Below are 15,947 nucleotides of genomic sequence, written 5' to 3'. Positions count from 1 at the left end.
ATCACCACCTCGCCCGCCACCAGCGGGCAGATTGACGGGGGTCGTTAGTGTCACGCTCATCACGCCTGTCCTGCCGCACACTCACCGCCCTGACGCTGCTGTCGGCGGCCGCTCTCCTCTCCACCACCGCCTGCTCGTCGAACGGCGACCCCGGGTCACAGAAGCAGCAGCCTGTACGGACGGCCGAGCCGAGCCCGAGGAAGGCGACCCCGGCGACGGACTCGAACGAGGCGGACGCGGGCGCCGTATCCGATGCGTCCGTGGACCGTGCCCCGGACCTGGCCATGGCCGACCGAGTCGTCCTGCGCCAGGACGGCACCCGGGACAGCGCGTCACTGGAGTTCGGCAAAGCGAAGAAGGGCGACGGCAAGACGGTAACCATCGCGGTGGAGTGCGAGGGCCCGGGAAAGGTCGAGGTCGTCCTGCGCCCCATGAACACCTCCTTCCCCATGACCTGCCTCGACGGTGAAGTGTCCGGCCAGTACAACCAGTTCACCCAAGAGGGCGCGGACCGCGCGGGCGTCGTCTCCGTCACCGCCGACCCGGAGGTGCGCTGGTCCCTTTCGGTCGGCCGCGGCGATCCCGCGGGGGAGGACCTCAGCGACTAGGAGCGGCCGACGGGTGGGACGCTCACCGGGTCACACGGCGCAGCACAAACCCGGCCAGCTCACCAGGGCTCGACTCACCGTCCAGGAACACCGTGTCGGAGGGCAGGGTGTCGACCGCGGACATGCACTCCGCGATCCGGCCCCTGCACCACCGCCGGACCCGTTCGTCCTGCTCGGGATCGTCCGGCGTGAAGCTGCGGCCGTCGATCCGGGCGGCCAACACCCCCTCCGGGACCTTGAGAAAGAAATGGTGGAGCGGGATACCGGCCGCCTTGATCGCGCCGAACACCTCACCCGCGTACGCGGCGTTCACCAGGGTCATCGGCGCCAGCACCGGCCGCCGGTACTCCTCCACCAGGCCCACCAGGGACTCGGCGACCTGCCGCCGCCACAGCCGCAGATCCTGGAAGTCGCCGGTCGGCACCTCCACGATCTCCCTCAGTACGTAGCCGATCACCTCGGGGTCGAACACCAGCGCCTCGGGCCACCGCCCCCGCAACTCCTCGACCAACGTCGTCTTTCCGCTCCCGAAGGCCCCGTTCACCCACACGATCATCGGCCGACCGTATCTCTATCCCGCCCGGCCGGTGGTCCTGGCGAAGGCGGCGAGGGTGGCGAAGTCCGGTTCGCGCAGGCCGAGCCGGGGGTCGACGCGGTGCAGCAGGGCGGAGTTCGGGTGGTGGGTGGCCACGAACTGCTGGTCGGCGGTGCCGATCTCGTCGTCGACCCATGCGAACGGACGCCCCGCCGCGTGTTCGACGAGACGCGGTGTCTTCCAGAACACGCCGGGTTCCGGGGCCACTCCGGACAGGCCAGTGACTGGGCTCCGAGGCCACTCCACCACCGGCAGTTCCGGCAGCCCGAGGACCGGCGCGATGTACGTGTTCGCCTCGCCGACCCAGGTCGTCGCCCACACCAGGTCGAACAGAGTGTCCAGTTCCAGCAGTTGACGGCCGTGGTCCGGGTTGAGCCAGACCCGTAGCGGCTTGACGTACGCCGCGGGGCGTCCGGGATGCTGGGCGAGCCAGCCCTGCGGTTTCATCCGGTGGGTCGTGTAACCGGCGGGCCGCCGTTCCGGCTTCGCGGCGTACGGGTTCAACGGCCCGTCCACGTCGAGGTAGAGGAGAGGTCGGTCCATCAACCCGTCTCTCGGGGGAGCGCGTTCTGCCACTGGGTGAGGAGGCGGCGGGTGGAAGCCGTGGTCGGATCGTCGGCGCCGAAGGCACGTTCCATCGCGTCGACGACGGCGGCCATGTCCTCGACAGCCTCGGCGGTGGCAACAGCGGTGGCGTCCTCGTCGCCGGTCCGGCCGGCCCGGTCGTGGCGCAGAATTGTCAGTGAACTGCGGGCGATCAACGTCATGTTGTGGTCGGCGCCCAGATGCTCCGTGGTCGCGGCGATGACATCGGCGAAGGCCGCCTCCGACTCGTCGGTACGGCCGTCCTGGCCGAGCCACTCCGCGCGGCAGTAGGCGGCGGCGAGCGTGTCGGGGTGACCGGGACCGAGGACGCGGGTGATGTCGACGATCACCTGCTCGACAGCGCCCACACGATCCGGCAAGTCACCTGTCTCGCCCCGCAGTTGGACGCTCAGGACGCGCGCGGACAGCGTGTCGGGGTGGTCCGCTCCCATTGCGCGGGTCAGGTCCGGCAGGACGGACTTCAGGCGGAACACCGCGAGGCCGGGCTGCCCCTGCTGCAGGCACGCCACCGCCGACAGGACACGGGCGCGCAGGACGTCGGGATCGTCGCCCCCGAGCCGCCACTGCGCCACGGCCACCGGGAACGGGATCTCCCGTTTCGCCATGCTCACGAGGGTGACGACCGCGCCCAGCGTCACCATCAGATGCACCCACAGCGGCCCACCGATCGGCACGAACAGGGCGCCCACGACGGCCGCCGCCAGGCCGCCCAGGGGCCACCGCCACGCCTTCGACACACGCTGACCACGCCGCTCACGCCCGTCACGCCGCTCATGCTGCATTCGAACATCATTGCGCCCAAAAGGATCAGAGGGGAAGACCTCACCCGGGCCAGACGATCGCCTGCGTCTCGCTGTACGCGTGCAGCGCGTACGACCCCACGTCGCGCCCCACTCCGCTCTTCTTGAAACCGCCGAACGGGGCTTCCATGTTGCGGCCGACGGTGTTCACGCCCACGCCGCCCGCACGCAGACGCCGGGCCACGCGGAACGCTCGGGCCACGTCCCCGGACCAGACGTAGTCGATGAGGCCGTAGTCGCTGTCGTTGGCGAGGGCGACCGCCTCGTCCTCGTCGTCGAAGGGGAGGACGACGACGACCGGGCCGAAGATCTCCTCACGGACGACGCGCATGTCAGGGGCGCAGTCCGCGAGAACCGTGGGTGCCACGTAGAACCCCCGCTCGTACGGGGGCCGTTCGCCTCCCGCGACCACCCGCGCTCCCTCCTTGCGGCCCAGTTCGACGTACGCCTCGACGCGGTCCCGGTGCGCCGCCGAGATCACCGGCCCGACCACCGTGCCCGGCTCGCGCGGGTCACCCACCGGCAACCGCCCGGCGTACGCGGCCAGTTGCGTCACCATCCGGTCGTACACGCCCCGTTGCGCGATCACCCGCGTCGGTGCCGTGCAGATCTGTCCGCTGTAGAAGGTGAAGGTGGTGGCGATGCCGGCCACCGCCGACCCCACGTCCGCGTCGTCGAAGACGACCGCCGCGCCCTTCCCGCCCAGCTCCATCAGCTGGCGCTTCATCCCGCGCCCGCACACCTCCGCGATCCGCTGTCCGACCGCCGTCGAGCCGGTGAAGCTCACCATGTCGACGTCCGGTGAGTCCACGGCCGCCGCACCGACGTCCGCACCCGACCCGCTCACCACGTTCACCACACCCGGCGGGACACCGGCGGCCTCCAGGGCCTCCGCCATGCGGTAGACGGAGAGCGGGTCCTGCGGGGCCGGCTTCACGACCACCGTGTTCCCCATGGCGAGCGCGGGGGCGATCTTGCCGGCCGGGTTGGCCCAGGGGTTGTTGTACGAGGTGACACAGGTGACCACGCCGACGGGCTGGCGTACGGCGAGGGCGCCCATCACGGCCGCCCTGCCGAAGGGGCCGGCCTCGTTGATCTGGGGGGCGATCGGCTCCTCCACCGGCTCGACGCGGGAGTACCGCTGGAAACGGGCCGCGCCCACCCCTACCTGCATGCCCCGCGCTGTACCGGTCGTCGCACCGCTCTCGGCCTGGGCGAGTTCGGCGTACGGGGCGAGGTGACGTCGTATGTGGTCCGCCGTACGGGCGAGGATCGCGGCCCGCTCGGCGGCCGGCACCCGTGACCACGGGCCGAAGGCCTCGCGGGCGGCGGCGGCGGCCGCGTGCACCTGTTGACGTGAGGCCTCCGGCGCCCGTCCGACGACGTCCTCCGTCGCCGGGTCGACCACCTCGTAGTGCCCGCCGTCGGGCTCCACCCAGGAGCCGCCGATGAACAGCGGCTGCCCGTCCGGTACTTGAGGCGCAGGGCTCACTTCGTACTCACCGTCCGCGTGTCCCGCCCGCTGCGCAGCACCTTCCCGGGTACGGCCCCGGTCACCACGTCGTCGCGGATCGCCTCGACGCCGTTGACCCAGACCGCCCGTACGCCGAGCGCCCTGGAGTCGAGGCGCGGGCTGTCACCCGGCAGGTCGTGCACCAGGGTGGCCTTGTCGGCGTCGACGCGCTCCGGGTCGAAGAGGACGAGGTCCGCATGCCACCCCTCCCGCACCTGCCCCCGTTCCCGCAGGCCGAAGAGGCGCGCCGGGTCGTCCGTCAGCATCTTCACCGCCTGTTCGAGCCCGACCAGCTTCCGGCCGCGCAGACAGTCCCCGATGAACCTGGTGGTGTACGGGGCGCCGCACATGCGGTCCAGATGGGCGCCCGCGTCCGAGCCGCCGAGCAGCACGTCCTCGTGCCGCCAGGTCTCGGCGCGCAGGGTCCAGGAGTCGGGGTCGTTGTCGGTGGGCATGGGCCACAGGACCGTACGGAGGTCGTCGGCGGCGCAGATCTCCACCAGGCACTCGAAGGGTTCCTGCCCCCGTTCCGCCGCGATGTCCTTGACGACCCGCCCGGTGAGGCCCTCGTTCGCCTCGCTGTACGTGTCCCCGATGACGTACCGGCCGAAGTGGGCGAGCCGCCGGAAGACGCCCGCCTCCTTGCTGTCCGCGCGCCGCAGCATCTCGGCCCGCACCTGCGGGTCGCGCAGCCGCGCGATCCGCTCGGGCACCGGCAGGCTCAGGACGGGCCCCCACCCCGGGATCAGGTTCAGCGCGCAGAACGTACCCAGCGACATGTTCATCGGCGTGAGGATCGGCATCGTCAGGGCCACCACCCGGCCGCCCGCCTTCCGCGCCCGTTCGCTCGCCTCCAGCTGCCTCGGCACGCGCTCGGGGACGGCCGCGTCGATCGTCAGCACGTTCCAGTTGAGGGGCCGCCCGGCGACCGCGCTCATCTCCACGAAGAGATCGATCTCGTCGTCGCTGAACTGGTCCAGGCACCCCGCGACGATCGCCTCGATCTGGGTGCCCTCGTGCTCGCCGACGGCCCGCGCCAGCGCGATCAGTTCGGCGGGCCCGGCGTGCCGTGACGCGACGGGCTGCCCGTCGCCGTCGCTGTGTGTCGACGACTGCGTGGTCGACAGCCCCCAGGCGCCCGCCTCCATCGCCTCGTGGAACAGCCGCAGCATCGCGTCCAGTTGCTCGTCGCTCGGCTGCCCGCCGACCGCGTCCGGTCCCATCACGTACCGGCGCAGCGCGCAGTGCCCCACCATGAAGCCGGCGTTGACGGCGATCCGGCCTTCGAGGGCGTCCAGGTACTCCCCGAACCCGTGCCAGGTCCAGGGCGCCCCCTCCTCCAACGCGACCAGCGACATCCCCTCGACCTTGGACATCATCCGCCGTGTGTAGTCCGCGTCCTCGGGACGCGAAGGGTTGAGGGGTGCGAGCGTGAAACCGCAGTTCCCGCCCGCGACGGTCGTCACACCGTGGTTGAGGGAGGGCGTCGCGTACGGGTCCCAGAACAGCTGGGCGTCGTAGTGGGTGTGCGGATCGACGAACCCGGGCGCGAGCATGAGCCCGGCCGCGTCCTCGGACGTACGGGCCTCTTCGGTGACCGTCCCGATGACGGCGATACGGCCGTCGCGTATGCCGACATCGGCTGTGTACGCGGGCGCGCCTGTCCCATCGACGACGGTCACACCCTTGATGACATGGTCGAGCATGTCTCTCCCTTCCGGACGCCTGGTGACGATGCGGTGCCGCCGTGCTTTTAGGGGCGCGGGGCTGTGTCAATGTGCGGCTCCGCCGCGTGGGCGCGACCAGCCCCCACCGACCCGCAGACTCAGACGGCGCTCCCCGCGGAGCGGAACCGCGAAGTCCGGTGCACGGGATCCGTGTCGATCTTCGGAATGACGTGCTCCCCGACCAGCCGGATCGTCTGCAGGGTCGCCTCCTTCGGCACCCCCACCGGCAACCCGAAGCTCAGCTGGTCCGCCCCTGCCTGTTCCCACCGCTTGCACTGCCGGGTCACTTCGTCCGGATCCCCGCAGATCAGCAGCTCTTCCTCGATGAGCAGTTCGATGAGTTCCTCGTTGTACTCGGGCAGCGTCTCCGGCCAGACGGGGAAGCCGTCGGGCCGGGGGAAGGTGTCGTGGTACCGGAAGACGAGGGACGGCAGATAGTGCAGCCCGCCGTTCACCGCGATACGGACCGCCTCGTCGTGCGTGGGCGCGCAGATCGCGGTCGTCGTCACCATCACGTTGTCGTTGACGAAGTCACCGATCGGCTCGGCGTCGACGATCGCCGTCTTGTACTTCTCCAGCACCCACTCCATGTCGGAGACCTTCTGCACACTGAAGCCCAGCACCCCGAGCCCCTTGCGCGCGGCCATGGAGTACGACGGCGGCGACCCGGCGGCGTACCACATCGCGGGGTGGGACTTCCCGTACGGCTTGGGCAGGATCTTGCGGGGCGGCAGGGACCAGTGCTTGCCCTGGAAGCCGACGTACTCGTCCTGGAGCCACATCTTGGGGAACTCGGCGATGGTCTCTTCCCAGATCTCCTTGGTGTAGTTCATGTCGGTCACACCGGGGATGAAGCCGAGGATCTCGTGCGAGCCGGCCCCGCGTCCGCTGCCGAACTCGAAGCGACCCTCGGTGAGATGGTCGAGCATGGTGACCTTCTCGGCGACCTTCACCGGGTGGTTGACCTGGGCGAGCGGGTTGAAGATCCCGGAGCCCAGATGGATCCGCTCGGTCGCGTGCGCGAGGTAGCCGAGGAAGACGTCGTTGGCGGAGAGGTGCGAGTACTCCTCCAGGAAGTGGTGCTCGGACGCCCACGCGTACTTGAAGCCGGACTTGTCCGCCTGGATGACGTACTCGGTCTCCTCCATCAGCGCCTTGTGCTCCGCGAGCGGGTCCGTCTTGGCCCGCTTGCCCACGTACCCCTGTACAAAGAGCCCGAATTCCAAGGAGGTTCACCATCCCCAGCGATACCCGGCAGCCGTATCTGACTGAACGTCAGATCTCGATACGGCCGACTGTTCCACCGGCCCCGTGGAGCGTCAATAGCTGACGTGCCGTCAGATGGAGTCGGCTGTCAGATGAGACTGACCCCGGCCAGCCAGCCCCCGTCGATCACGAACGGCTGCCCGGTGATGTAGGAGGAGTCCTCACAGGAGAGGAAGAGGGCGAGGCGGGCGACCTCGTCGGGGCGGCCGATCCGGCCGAGCGGGACCCGCTTGCGGTAGAGCTTGGCGACGGCCTCGGCGGACACCTCGTCACCCGGGTCGGTCATCGCGGTGTCGATGGAGCCGGGGCAGACCGCGTTGACCCGGATGCCCTTGCGGGCCAGCTCCAGCGCGGCGACGCGGGTGAGGCCGACGATCGCGTGCTTGGTCGCGGCGTACGCGCCGACGTACGCCATGCCCGTCAGCCCCGTGTACGAGGCGGTGTTGACGATCGTGCCGCCGCCGGCCGCCTCGATCTCGGGGGCCAGGGTCTTGATGCCGAGGAAGACGCCGACCTGGTTGACCCGCACGACCTGCATGAACTCGTCGAGGGAGGTGTCGACGAGGGAGTTGAAGCGCAGCACGCCGGCGTTGTTGACGAGCCCGTCGACGCGGCCGTACGCGCCCTTGGCGGCGGCCACGGCTGCCGCCCAGTCGTCCTCGCGGCTCACGTCCAGGTGGACGTAGTGCGCGCCCAGCTCCTTGGCGAGGGCCTCCCCCTGGTCGTCGAGGACGTCGGCGACGACGACCTCCGCCCCCTCGGCCCGGAACAGCCGGGCCTCCTGCTCGCCCTGGCCGCGCGCGGCACCTGTGACGAGGACTACACGTCCGTCGAGCTTGCCCATGTGGACTCCCTTCGCGGTGCGTTGACCGAGGTCAGCGTACCTCCGTAGCTGACGTAACGTCAGATGTGAGGCACATGCTTGCGATCGCGATCTCAAGTGACCGGTGGGTAGGGACATTTGACCCTGTCCATAACACGTACGGGGCCCCAATAATTTGCCATCGGAAGGTAAAGCCACCCCCAAGGAGAGAGCCGATCATGGCGAAGAGGCGCTTCAAGAACAAGAAGGTCCGGTACCTGGCGATCGGTGCCTCACTTGTGACCGGCACGGCTATCGCAGCCGTAGTGTTGCCGTCGGCCAGCGCGGCCGACGAAAAGACGCCGGACCAGATCATGAGGATGTGCGAAAGGACTTCCAAGCTCAACGGCAAACAGCAGACGACGAGGGACTTCGGGGGCGGGCTCGGGGACGGTTTCGAGTCGGACACCTGTGATTTCGTCGAGACGAAGTTCGAGACCTTCGACGGCCCCACGGAGAAGGTCACCGTCGACTTCCCGAACTGCGAGCCGAACGCCACCGAACCGTCGAAGGTGACCACCGAGTTCTCGAAGGCGATTGGCCAGGGCCAGGGCAAGTACACCGCGACCCAGCAGGGCGCCCTCGGTGGTCTCTTCGGAGCCCTGAGCGGCGGCTGGGTGAAGCACAAGGGCACGCTGGACATGACCATCAAGACGGCCACCGCCAGCGAGTCGGAACAGCGGGAAGTCCCCGTCGGCAAGATCATGCACGTGACGTTCACGCCGAAGATCCAGCGCATGACCGGCGAATGGCGGGTGCACCTCGACGCCGATCCCGGAAGCTTCGCCGTGAACCCCTCCCCCGAGAAGAACTTCGTGGCGCCGGAGGTCGTCGAGGGTCCCGTCATCCTGGAGAGCGCCGCGGGCACGCCCGGACTCGCGGACGGCACCAGCAAGGTCGTGCTGGAGGACTGCTGACCGGAGGCCTAGAGCCGACGGTCCCAGGACCCCCGACCACCACACAGACTTTTCCCCCCACGGAATCCCCCACCCCCACCCCCACAGCACAACCCATCCCACCAGCTCTTCTCCCCCGATCCCCCTTGCAGGAGATACACATGACACGCACCGGGCGCAGCGGCAACCACCGCAGCAAGAAGAAGCGCATCACCCTCGCGCTGGCGCCGGTCGTCGCCCTCGGACTGGCCGTCCCGCTGATGTACAGCGCGGGTGCCGCCACCCCCGACGAGGTGGCCACCGACTGCCGTACGGACTCGAACAAGCTGGAAAACTGCGAGTTCGTGGACGTCCAGAGCAAGGCCAACAGCCTGGGCCCCAACGAGCGGGTGACCACGGTCACGGACAACTGCGGGGTCACCAGCCCCGCTACCAAGACCTTCAGCGGCTCGGCGTCCGTGACCCGCGTCATTCAGCTGGAGGACGGCTTCAACACGGACGGCAGTACGAAGCTGGGGAGCTCCATCTTCGAGATCGGCATCAAGTTCGCCACGCAGGAATTCAACATCAAGCGCGACGACACCACGTCGTCGTTCTCCTTCTCCAGGAGTGACACGGTGAAGGCGGACCACATCGCCTTCTTCATGTGGTCCCACAAGCGCACCGACGTCAGCGGCTTCCTCAAGGCCACCTACAAGGACGCCCAGGACGGCCAGACGGTGTTCTTCTCCCCCAGTGAGGGGGCCGCGACCGTCCACGTCTTCTATCCGCAGCTCCTGCCCAGCGGAACGCCGGACGGCCGGCTCTGGCTGCGCAACGTCCAGTGCGGTACGCCCCAGGCCAACGGAATTCTCAACAGTGGGAACAGCGCCCGCGCCGAACCCGGATTCGAGGAGGGTGGCGCGAACGTGACCGACATCGAGGTTCCGCTCTCCGACGTCACCATTCAATAGCGGCCGGAGAAACCCGGATAATCCCCCGTGCTATGCGCGGGGGATTTTTTCGTGGGGTTTTTCAAACGGGCTCTATTCGGCCTCCACGGGTCGGCCTCCACGAGCTCCGTGCGTTCCTGAATACGCTCAATCCGGCGTTCTCATACGCGAACTCTGGGGGTCGCTCCCAGCCACCTCAGCACCGCCTCCGTACTCCCGCGGACATCCAGCTTGGCGTAGACGTTGCTGAGGTTGTTGCGGACGGTCTTCTCGCTCAGCCGGAGGCGCAGCCCGATCTCCTGGGCGCCGAGGCCGGTGGAGAGGAGCTCCATGATCTGGCGTTCGCGGGGCGAGAGCAGTGAGCGCAGCCGCTCCATCGCCTCCCCGTGGTCCGGCAGATGCCGGGCAGCGTCCCGGATGGCGGCGCAGGCGACGGGCGAGAAATAGGTGTGGCCGACCGTGGCGGCCACGACCGCGGAGGAGAGCATGCAGGTGCAGTAGTCGCCCTCGACGAGATAGCCGGCCCCGCCCCGGAACACCTCCACGACCGCCTCGGGGTCCCGGCGGGGGCTGACGACGATCACCGGGGCGCTCATGGAACCCCTGGCCTTCAACAGCGTCGCGAAGGACACCGACGGGTCCTCGCAGCGCAGGACCACGACGTCCGCCTCGGTCTCGCGGAGTTCACGGTAGGGCGGCGGGACGTGCAGCGCGCTGCTCACGTACCGGTCGTCGGGGGCCGGCCAGTCGTCGTGCGGCCACTCCCTCTCGACACAGGCGAGCGCGACGGACAGGCCCTGGGACGACGCTTCCGACAAGCGGGGCGGGTGTGCCGGGACACGGGAGGGACGTGCGGGAACAGCTGAAACGGGGGTGCCTACATGCTGGGACGTGCTGACGTGTCGGGGGGATCGCACCTCACGTGTCCTTCCGCCGAAGCCATGACTCCCCTACATACGTGACTCGGGCGTAAGTTGTTCGAAGTTTCAAGGACGAACCGCGAAGCTGTCAGACAGGTTCCCCCGACTCGCCCACTCCGACGGCAGGACGGAGAAGCCGCAGACACGGTTTCCCCCGCCCCGCTGCCCGGACGGCTCCTAGCAGACGAAGTTCCGGTGGTCGGTGCTCGTGCTCAGTCGGCAGCTGTTGCCCAGGGGGTCGCCGGTCCTGTCACGGAAGGTGAGAATCCAGGTCGTGCCGTCCCAGCGGAGGTCCCCGTAACCGTAGATCGCCAGACCTCCGGGGGTCCGCAGCTTGGTCACCGACTGGTTCACCTGCTGCGGCGGCGTGCCGATGGACTGCAGCTCGACATTGCCGTCGATCGGGCCGTTGTCCAGGGGGCCACCGGAGTTGCCCAGGGTCAGCTGGGGTGGGCGGGTGCTGTCGAAGTCGAGCTTCTGGGCGAGGTGGAAGTGTCCCGAGAGCACCATGCGTACCTTGCTCTGCAGGTGACGCAGCTGGGTGTTGGCGACGGCCCCGTCGAGAACCCGCGTCGCCCAGGTGACCGCCCCCGGCGTCTGTCCGGCCGCCTTCACCATCCACAGCGGCTTGTGCGTGACCACGAAGACGTCACCGGGAGCCTGCGCCGCGGCCTGGTTCACGGCGTTGAACTGCGTGGTGTAGGTGCCCTGGTTCGCTGTGCTTCCGTCGTCCCGCCGGTCGGCGAGCGAGGAGTCCACGGAGGCGAGGGTCAGCGTGCCGGCGTGGATCATCGCAGGCTGGCTGAACAGGCTGCAGGTACCGTTGGAGCGCAGTTCGTCGGCGAGATAGCGGAACCACGCGCCGCCCGCGCCGCCCTGCTGGTTCATGTTGCAGTCCTCGTGGTTGCCCCGCGCCAGCACGACGGGAGCCGTGGCCAGCAGCCGTTCGGCGGGCCTGAAGAAGTCGGCGACCACGCAGGCCCAGCTGGCCGCGTCGGCGGTGCCCGTGCAGCCCGCCGGATTGTCGTTCCCCCTGCCGGGGTCCTCCCGGTAGAGATAGTCACCGACGTGGACGACGAGATTCGGCCTCGTCCGGTCGACGACACTGTCCGCGATCTGCCGGAACGGCCAGCGGTTCGCACAGTCCTGCGCCGGCTCGTTCATGTCCGCGGGGAGTTCGCAGCCGGTGTCGCCGATGACGCCGATCCTGGCGGGACGGGTGGTCGAGGTCCAGTTCGGCAGAGGCAGCTGACCCGTCGACGGGTGCAGCCTGGCCGCTCGTACCGTCGCGGGCACCAGCGTCGCGTCGGAGGCCGTGAGGCGCACCTCGGCCTCGCAGACGGTGGTCGGGAACTGGAGCCCCCCGGGCTCGCTCCTCCGGCTGAGCGGGTCCGTGTGCTGGCTTCCCCCGTACGTGTAGCGCACGCTGGGGCACGTTTGGCTGGAGTCCGTGGACACGTATCGGATCTGGGTGCCGCCGCTGGTCAGCTGCGTCCAGGCCCAGGCCTCGCCGTCCGGCGACGCCGAACCGGGTGGTGGAGCGGTCGGCCCCGGCGGCGGTGAGTCCCCGTACCCGTACCCGTCCTCGTACCCGTACCCGTACCCGGGCACGGGCTCCGGGGAAGCCGCGCCGGCCGGGATCGTCGCGGCCAGCACACCCGCCACCGCGAGGGCGACTATTCGATGTCTCATGCTCACATACCTCCGTCCACGTGCCCCGGACACAGGCGTACGTCATCGCCTGACGGGCACACCTGGAATCGTTGGATCCGCTTCGGGATCGCGCACGACGACACCGGCAAACGGCCTACACGGCCGCACGGGGTCCGGCTGCGCACGGGGCGACCGTGCCCCGTTGCCCGACGGCCGCCCCCACAGTGCCGACTGTCCCGACCCGCGTCGCACCACGGTCGGCTGCCGTCACTTCTCCTGATCAGCGACGAACGAGCCCTGCCTCAGCTTGTCCACCACGTACACGCCCATGCCCGTCACCGTCTCCACCAGTCCCTCGTCCTTGAGCACCTTCACGGCCTTGCGCAAAGTGTCGCGGGCCACGCCGAACTCGGCTTCCAGCTCGACGAGACTCGGGATACGGCGGCCGGTCTGGATGCTGCCGTCCTCGATGCGGGCGCGCAGGCTGTCGGCGATCTGACGGTACGGCGGGACTGGCCCTTCCCGGTCAATGCTCATGCCCAGGACAGTAGGCGGCGAGCGTGTACCTGCCATAGCTACCACAGAGGGTAGACGGGGGTAGTACAGTCCGTCTACCCTCTGGGAATGTAAGACCCCGGCGAGGTTGTGGGACCTCCCGGGGCACGGCCATCAGCTGAAAAGGAGCTGGCGACAGTGAGCATTATCCATGCCCTCTTGCGGTGCGTTCTGAGCGTCTTGGCGCCAGGCACCGGCAGGAGGCGAGCCGGTACGTGCCTCTTCGAGCCCGGCCCCGGGCACGAGTCCGAGGCATCCTCAAGGACCACCGGGCCGCTCCCCGCCCCGCGTTCCCCGTACGGCCTTGACCAGGGCCCCTTCGACGGCGCCGCCTCCCCGCTCGTCCGCCCCTACCTCGTCGCAGTAGAGCGGGAGCAGGCGCGGCAGTCCCGGCGGCGGCTCGCCCTGGTTCTCGCCGCCGACTTCGGCATCGACCTCGACCGGCACACCATCGGCGCCGAGCAGGTGGTGGCGTGTTGAGGCCGTCGGAGACGGACGCGGCGCTGTCGGCCGAGTGCGCGCTCGCGGGGCGGCCCGGCTACGAGGACCTGCACCGGCGATGTCGTCAGACGGCCGACGTACCGCTGCCGGGAACCATGGGCCTGCTGCTGATGTCCGCCTGCCCGTGCTCCTGCCACGCGCCCGGCACGGACGGGACCCGGTGAAAGCTGGGCGGTACCCCGGCAACGGGGCCTCCCGACTGACCATCCGCACCTACCGGATCAGCCCTGACGGCGAGACCGACGGCCAGCCACAGCAGCGCACGGTCACCAGTGCGCACGACACCGAGCGCCTGCCACAGTCGCACGAGTGGCCGCCTTGCCGATGTCCTCGCTGCCGGACCAGGCGGGAAACAGAACTCCGGTAGCCGGCCCCGCACCATCAGCCGCCTGCCCTTCCACAGCCTCCGAGGCAGGGCGGGCGGCTTCTACAACAACGGTCCCACCTCGGCCCCGAACTGCGCCATCTGGTCCGTGAGTTCACCCCGGCCACGGCTACGGAACCGCACCTGGATCTGGTCCACCCCCATCGCCCCGTACGCCCGCAGCGACTCCGCGAGGGCTTCCGGGGGGCCGGTGAGGGTGCGGCGGCCGACGTTCCAGGTCGGGTCCCCTACGTACAGCGGCTCGGTGATCGCGCCGATGGTGAGGGGGGTGGTTACGCCGGCCTCCTCCCGGAGGCGTCGGAGTCGGGTGATCTGGGCCGGTAGCCGGTCGCGGGGGTCGCCCTGCGGCAGCCAGCCGTCGCCGCGGACGGCGGCCCGGCGTACGGCGGCGGGGGACGAGCCGCCCACCCACACCGGGATACGGTCCTGGGCCGGGCGGGGGCGCTGACCCAGGCCCTCGAAGTCGTACAACTTGCCGTGGTGGGAAGGGAATTCGTCCGGGCCGAGGGCCGCTCGCAGGGCGTCCACGCACTCGTCCAGGACGGCTCCCCGGCGGTCGAAGTCGACGCCGAGCGCCTCGAACTCCTCCCGTACGTGACCGGCGCCGACGCCGAGGATCAGCCGGCCGCCGGAGAGGTGGTCGAGGGTGGCGTACTGCTTGGCGGTGAGGAGTGGGTGGCGGAGTCCGACTACCGCGACGTGGCTGAGCAGCCGGACGCGCTCCGTCACCCCCGCCAGGTAGGCGAGCGTGGCGACCGGGTCGTACCAGACCGTGCTCATCGCGGGCGCGAGGCGGCGCGGGATGGCCACGTGGTCGCAGGTGGCGACGTACGCGAACCCCGCCCGGTCGGCGGCCCGCGCGATCTCGGCCAGATCCTCGGGACCGGCGTCCGCCTCCCAGGGCTCGGCATAGAGAGTGCTCTGCGACTGGACGGGGAGCTGCATCCCGTAGGCCGGTCCGCTCGGTCCGCCTGCCCCGGCCAGTCCGCCCGGCTCGCTTTCCTGCGGTGTTCGCACGGTCGCTCCCCCACTCCCCGGCTACCGGGTCCTCGGTGTCCGCCATGTGCGTGGCCGGGCGACATGAGCCGCGCTCGGCACAGCCGGCGACTCGGCCGCGTCCATCGTCGTAGCTGACGATCCGTCAGACAAGGGGTGGAGCAACGGTGTTGTGGAGGCCGGGTGTGAGCGATTCCGTCGGGGAGAGGGGAAGGGAGAGGGAGCCGGCCGCCTGTCGCAGGTGTTCGGCCAGCGCCTCGGCCGCCGTCGACGCGGGTGAGGTGCGGGCCTTGGCGCCCCAGGCCAGCAGGTGGTGGCGGCGGGCCCAGGGCTCGCTCAGCTCGCACACGTCCAGCGGCTGACGGTCCGGGTCCAGGGCGCGGCGGGGCACGACGGCGAGGCCCACTCCGGCGGAGGCCAGGGCGACGAGGGTGCCCAGGTCGGCGACGGTGGTGCGGTGACGGGCGGCGGGGGCGTGCGGGCCGAGGTGCTGCTCGATCCAACGGCGGAGCGAGGAGTCGGCGTCGAGGCCGACGAGAGGATGCTCGGCCACCTCGCTGTACGTCAGCGCGGTGCGTCCGGCGAGGATGCCGCCTGCCTGACCGACCACGACGAGGGAGTCGTCGCCGAGCGGTTCCGTGTCGAGGCCCCGGTCGCGAGCCTCGTCGTCGACGACGACCCCGAGGTCCGCCTCGCCGGCCGCGAGCAGCCGCAGGGTGCGCGGGGTGCGGCTCTCGGAGACGGTGACGTCGATGTCCGGGTGGGCCCGCAGGAACGAGACCAGGGCGCGCGGCACCAGCCGGTGCAGGGCGGAGCCGCCGCCCAGCAGGGTCAGGGGCTCGGTCCGGGGGCGGGCGTAGCTGGCGACGGCGCTTTCGAGGCGTGCCGTGCGGTCGAGGACCTCTCGGGCGTGGCGGGCCAGCGTGGTCCCCGCCGGGGTGGGCCGCACGCCGCGCCGGCCCCGGATCAGCAGGGCCACCCCGGCGTGGTGTTCCAGGGATCGCACCCGCGCGCTGGCGGAGGGGAGGCTCAGGTGCATCCGGCGGGCCCCGGCCGTGATCGAGCCCTCCGTCACGATGTCGAGGAAGAGCCGCAGGTCGTCGAGGTCGTAGCGCACCGGGTCAGCCTATGG

Annotated in this window: 17 protein-coding genes; 5 read left to right on the top strand and 12 right to left on the bottom strand. The window is 70.0% G+C overall.

Annotated features, from left to right (window positions below; genetic code table 11):
- Positions 1-47: 47 nt before the first annotated feature.
- Positions 48-608 carry a hypothetical protein gene (locus OG622_RS27785; protein ID WP_371579344.1) on the top strand — a complete coding sequence of 187 codons (561 nt, stop codon included), beginning with the start codon at positions 48-50 and terminating at the stop codon, positions 606-608.
- Positions 609-630: 22 nt separating this feature from the next.
- Here OG622_RS27785 and OG622_RS27780 read toward each other — a convergent pair whose 3' ends face one another.
- From OG622_RS27780 to OG622_RS27750, 7 genes are all read right to left on the bottom strand, one after another.
- Entirely contained in the window at positions 631-1,164 is a 534-nt protein-coding gene (locus OG622_RS27780) for an AAA family ATPase (protein WP_371579343.1), read from the bottom strand.
- A 15-nt stretch (positions 1,165-1,179) separates the two neighbouring features.
- The gene (locus OG622_RS27775; RefSeq protein WP_371579342.1) at positions 1,180-1,746 is read right to left on the bottom strand and encodes a hypothetical protein; all 567 of its coding nucleotides are present in this window, start codon (positions 1,744-1,746) and stop codon (positions 1,180-1,182) included.
- Positions 1,746-2,591, bottom strand: coding sequence for a tetratricopeptide repeat protein (locus OG622_RS27770; protein WP_371579341.1), 846 nt, complete (start codon positions 2,589-2,591; stop codon positions 1,746-1,748). The genes OG622_RS27775 and OG622_RS27770 overlap by 1 nt, the downstream gene beginning before the upstream one ends.
- Before the next feature lie 40 nt (positions 2,592-2,631).
- Positions 2,632-4,101 carry an aldehyde dehydrogenase family protein gene (locus tag OG622_RS27765; protein ID WP_371579340.1) on the bottom strand — a complete coding sequence of 490 codons (1,470 nt, stop codon included), beginning with the start codon at positions 4,099-4,101 and terminating at the stop codon, positions 2,632-2,634.
- Entirely contained in the window at positions 4,098-5,828 is a 1,731-nt protein-coding gene (locus tag OG622_RS27760) for an amidohydrolase family protein (protein WP_371579339.1), read from the bottom strand. Before OG622_RS27760 ends, OG622_RS27765 begins: the two co-directional genes overlap by 4 nt.
- 119 nt (positions 5,829-5,947) lie before the next feature.
- Positions 5,948-7,075, bottom strand: coding sequence for an LLM class flavin-dependent oxidoreductase (locus tag OG622_RS27755; protein WP_371579338.1), 1,128 nt, complete (start codon positions 7,073-7,075; stop codon positions 5,948-5,950).
- 128 nt (positions 7,076-7,203) lie between these two features.
- On the bottom strand, positions 7,204-7,959 hold the full coding sequence (locus tag OG622_RS27750; RefSeq protein WP_371579337.1) for an SDR family NAD(P)-dependent oxidoreductase: 756 nt from the start codon (positions 7,957-7,959) through the stop codon (positions 7,204-7,206).
- A 197-nt stretch (positions 7,960-8,156) separates the two neighbouring features.
- On the opposite strand from OG622_RS27750, the gene OG622_RS27745 reads away from it, so the two are divergent.
- Positions 8,157-8,894 (top strand): hypothetical protein, encoded by a 738-nt coding sequence (locus OG622_RS27745; RefSeq protein ID WP_371579336.1) that lies wholly within the window; start codon positions 8,157-8,159, stop codon positions 8,892-8,894.
- 140 nt (positions 8,895-9,034) lie between these two features.
- Entirely contained in the window at positions 9,035-9,826 is a 792-nt protein-coding gene (locus OG622_RS27740) for a hypothetical protein (RefSeq protein WP_371579335.1), read from the top strand.
- A gap of 140 nt (positions 9,827-9,966) precedes the next feature.
- Here OG622_RS27740 and OG622_RS27735 read toward each other — a convergent pair whose 3' ends face one another.
- The 3 genes from OG622_RS27735 to OG622_RS27725 all read right to left on the bottom strand — a co-directional run bounded on the left by OG622_RS27735 (position 9,967) and on the right by OG622_RS27725 (position 12,915).
- Positions 9,967-10,623, bottom strand: a complete 657-nt coding sequence (locus OG622_RS27735; RefSeq protein ID WP_371579334.1) for a response regulator transcription factor — start codon at positions 10,621-10,623, stop codon at positions 9,967-9,969.
- Positions 10,624-10,902: 279 nt separating this feature from the next.
- A complete protein-coding gene (locus OG622_RS27730) occupies positions 10,903-12,417 on the bottom strand; it encodes a metallophosphoesterase (RefSeq protein WP_371579333.1) in 1,515 nt (504 codons plus the stop codon).
- A gap of 228 nt (positions 12,418-12,645) precedes the next feature.
- On the bottom strand, positions 12,646-12,915 hold the full coding sequence (locus OG622_RS27725) for a GntR family transcriptional regulator (protein ID WP_371579332.1): 270 nt from the start codon (positions 12,913-12,915) through the stop codon (positions 12,646-12,648).
- Positions 12,916-13,113: 198 nt separating this feature from the next.
- Between OG622_RS27725 and OG622_RS27720 the strand changes: the two genes are divergently transcribed.
- Positions 13,114-13,413 carry a hypothetical protein gene (locus OG622_RS27720; protein ID WP_371579331.1) on the top strand — a complete coding sequence of 100 codons (300 nt, stop codon included), beginning with the start codon at positions 13,114-13,116 and terminating at the stop codon, positions 13,411-13,413.
- Positions 13,407-13,598: a hypothetical protein gene (locus tag OG622_RS27715; RefSeq protein ID WP_107417619.1), complete on the top strand. Its 192-nt coding sequence runs from the start codon at positions 13,407-13,409 to the stop codon at positions 13,596-13,598. Before OG622_RS27720 ends, OG622_RS27715 begins: the two co-directional genes overlap by 7 nt.
- A 263-nt stretch (positions 13,599-13,861) precedes the next feature.
- Here OG622_RS27715 and OG622_RS27710 read toward each other — a convergent pair whose 3' ends face one another.
- Together OG622_RS27710 and OG622_RS27705 are read right to left on the bottom strand one after the other, a co-directional pair.
- Entirely contained in the window at positions 13,862-14,764 is a 903-nt protein-coding gene (locus OG622_RS27710) for an LLM class F420-dependent oxidoreductase (RefSeq protein ID WP_371584239.1), read from the bottom strand.
- A gap of 196 nt (positions 14,765-14,960) precedes the next feature.
- Positions 14,961-15,932: a LysR family transcriptional regulator gene (locus tag OG622_RS27705; protein WP_371579330.1), complete on the bottom strand. Its 972-nt coding sequence runs from the start codon at positions 15,930-15,932 to the stop codon at positions 14,961-14,963.
- Between the last annotated feature and the right edge of the window lie 15 nt (positions 15,933-15,947).

The organism is Streptomyces sp. NBC_01314 (genome assembly GCF_041435215.1).
Classification (GTDB): Bacteria; Actinomycetota; Actinomycetes; order Streptomycetales; family Streptomycetaceae; genus Streptomyces.
The sequence above is the reverse complement of the archived record's forward strand: the minus strand, read 5'-3'. Positions and strand labels throughout refer to the sequence as shown.

Coding starts and splice junctions, on each gene's coding strand:
- OG622_RS27780 (WP_371579343.1), bottom strand. CDS start 1,164: ATGATCGTGTGGGTGAACGGGGCCTTCGGGAGCGGAAAGACGACGTTG.
- OG622_RS27775 (WP_371579342.1), bottom strand. CDS start 1,746: ATGGACCGACCTCTCCTCTACCTCGACGTGGACGGGCCGTTGAACCCG.
- OG622_RS27770 (WP_371579341.1), bottom strand. CDS start 2,591: ATGCAGCATGAGCGGCGTGACGGGCGTGAGCGGCGTGGTCAGCGTGTG.
- OG622_RS27760 (WP_371579339.1), bottom strand. CDS start 5,828: ATGCTCGACCATGTCATCAAGGGTGTGACCGTCGTCGATGGGACAGGC.
- OG622_RS27750 (WP_371579337.1), bottom strand. CDS start 7,959: ATGGGCAAGCTCGACGGACGTGTAGTCCTCGTCACAGGTGCCGCGCGC.
- OG622_RS27745 (WP_371579336.1), top strand. CDS start 8,157: ATGGCGAAGAGGCGCTTCAAGAACAAGAAGGTCCGGTACCTGGCGATC.
- OG622_RS27740 (WP_371579335.1), top strand. CDS start 9,035: ATGACACGCACCGGGCGCAGCGGCAACCACCGCAGCAAGAAGAAGCGC.
- OG622_RS27730 (WP_371579333.1), bottom strand. CDS start 12,417: ATGAGACATCGAATAGTCGCCCTCGCGGTGGCGGGTGTGCTGGCCGCG.
- OG622_RS27725 (WP_371579332.1), bottom strand. CDS start 12,915: ATGAGCATTGACCGGGAAGGGCCAGTCCCGCCGTACCGTCAGATCGCC.
- OG622_RS27710 (WP_371584239.1), bottom strand. CDS start 14,764: ATGCAGCTCCCCGTCCAGTCGCAGAGCACTCTCTATGCCGAGCCCTGG.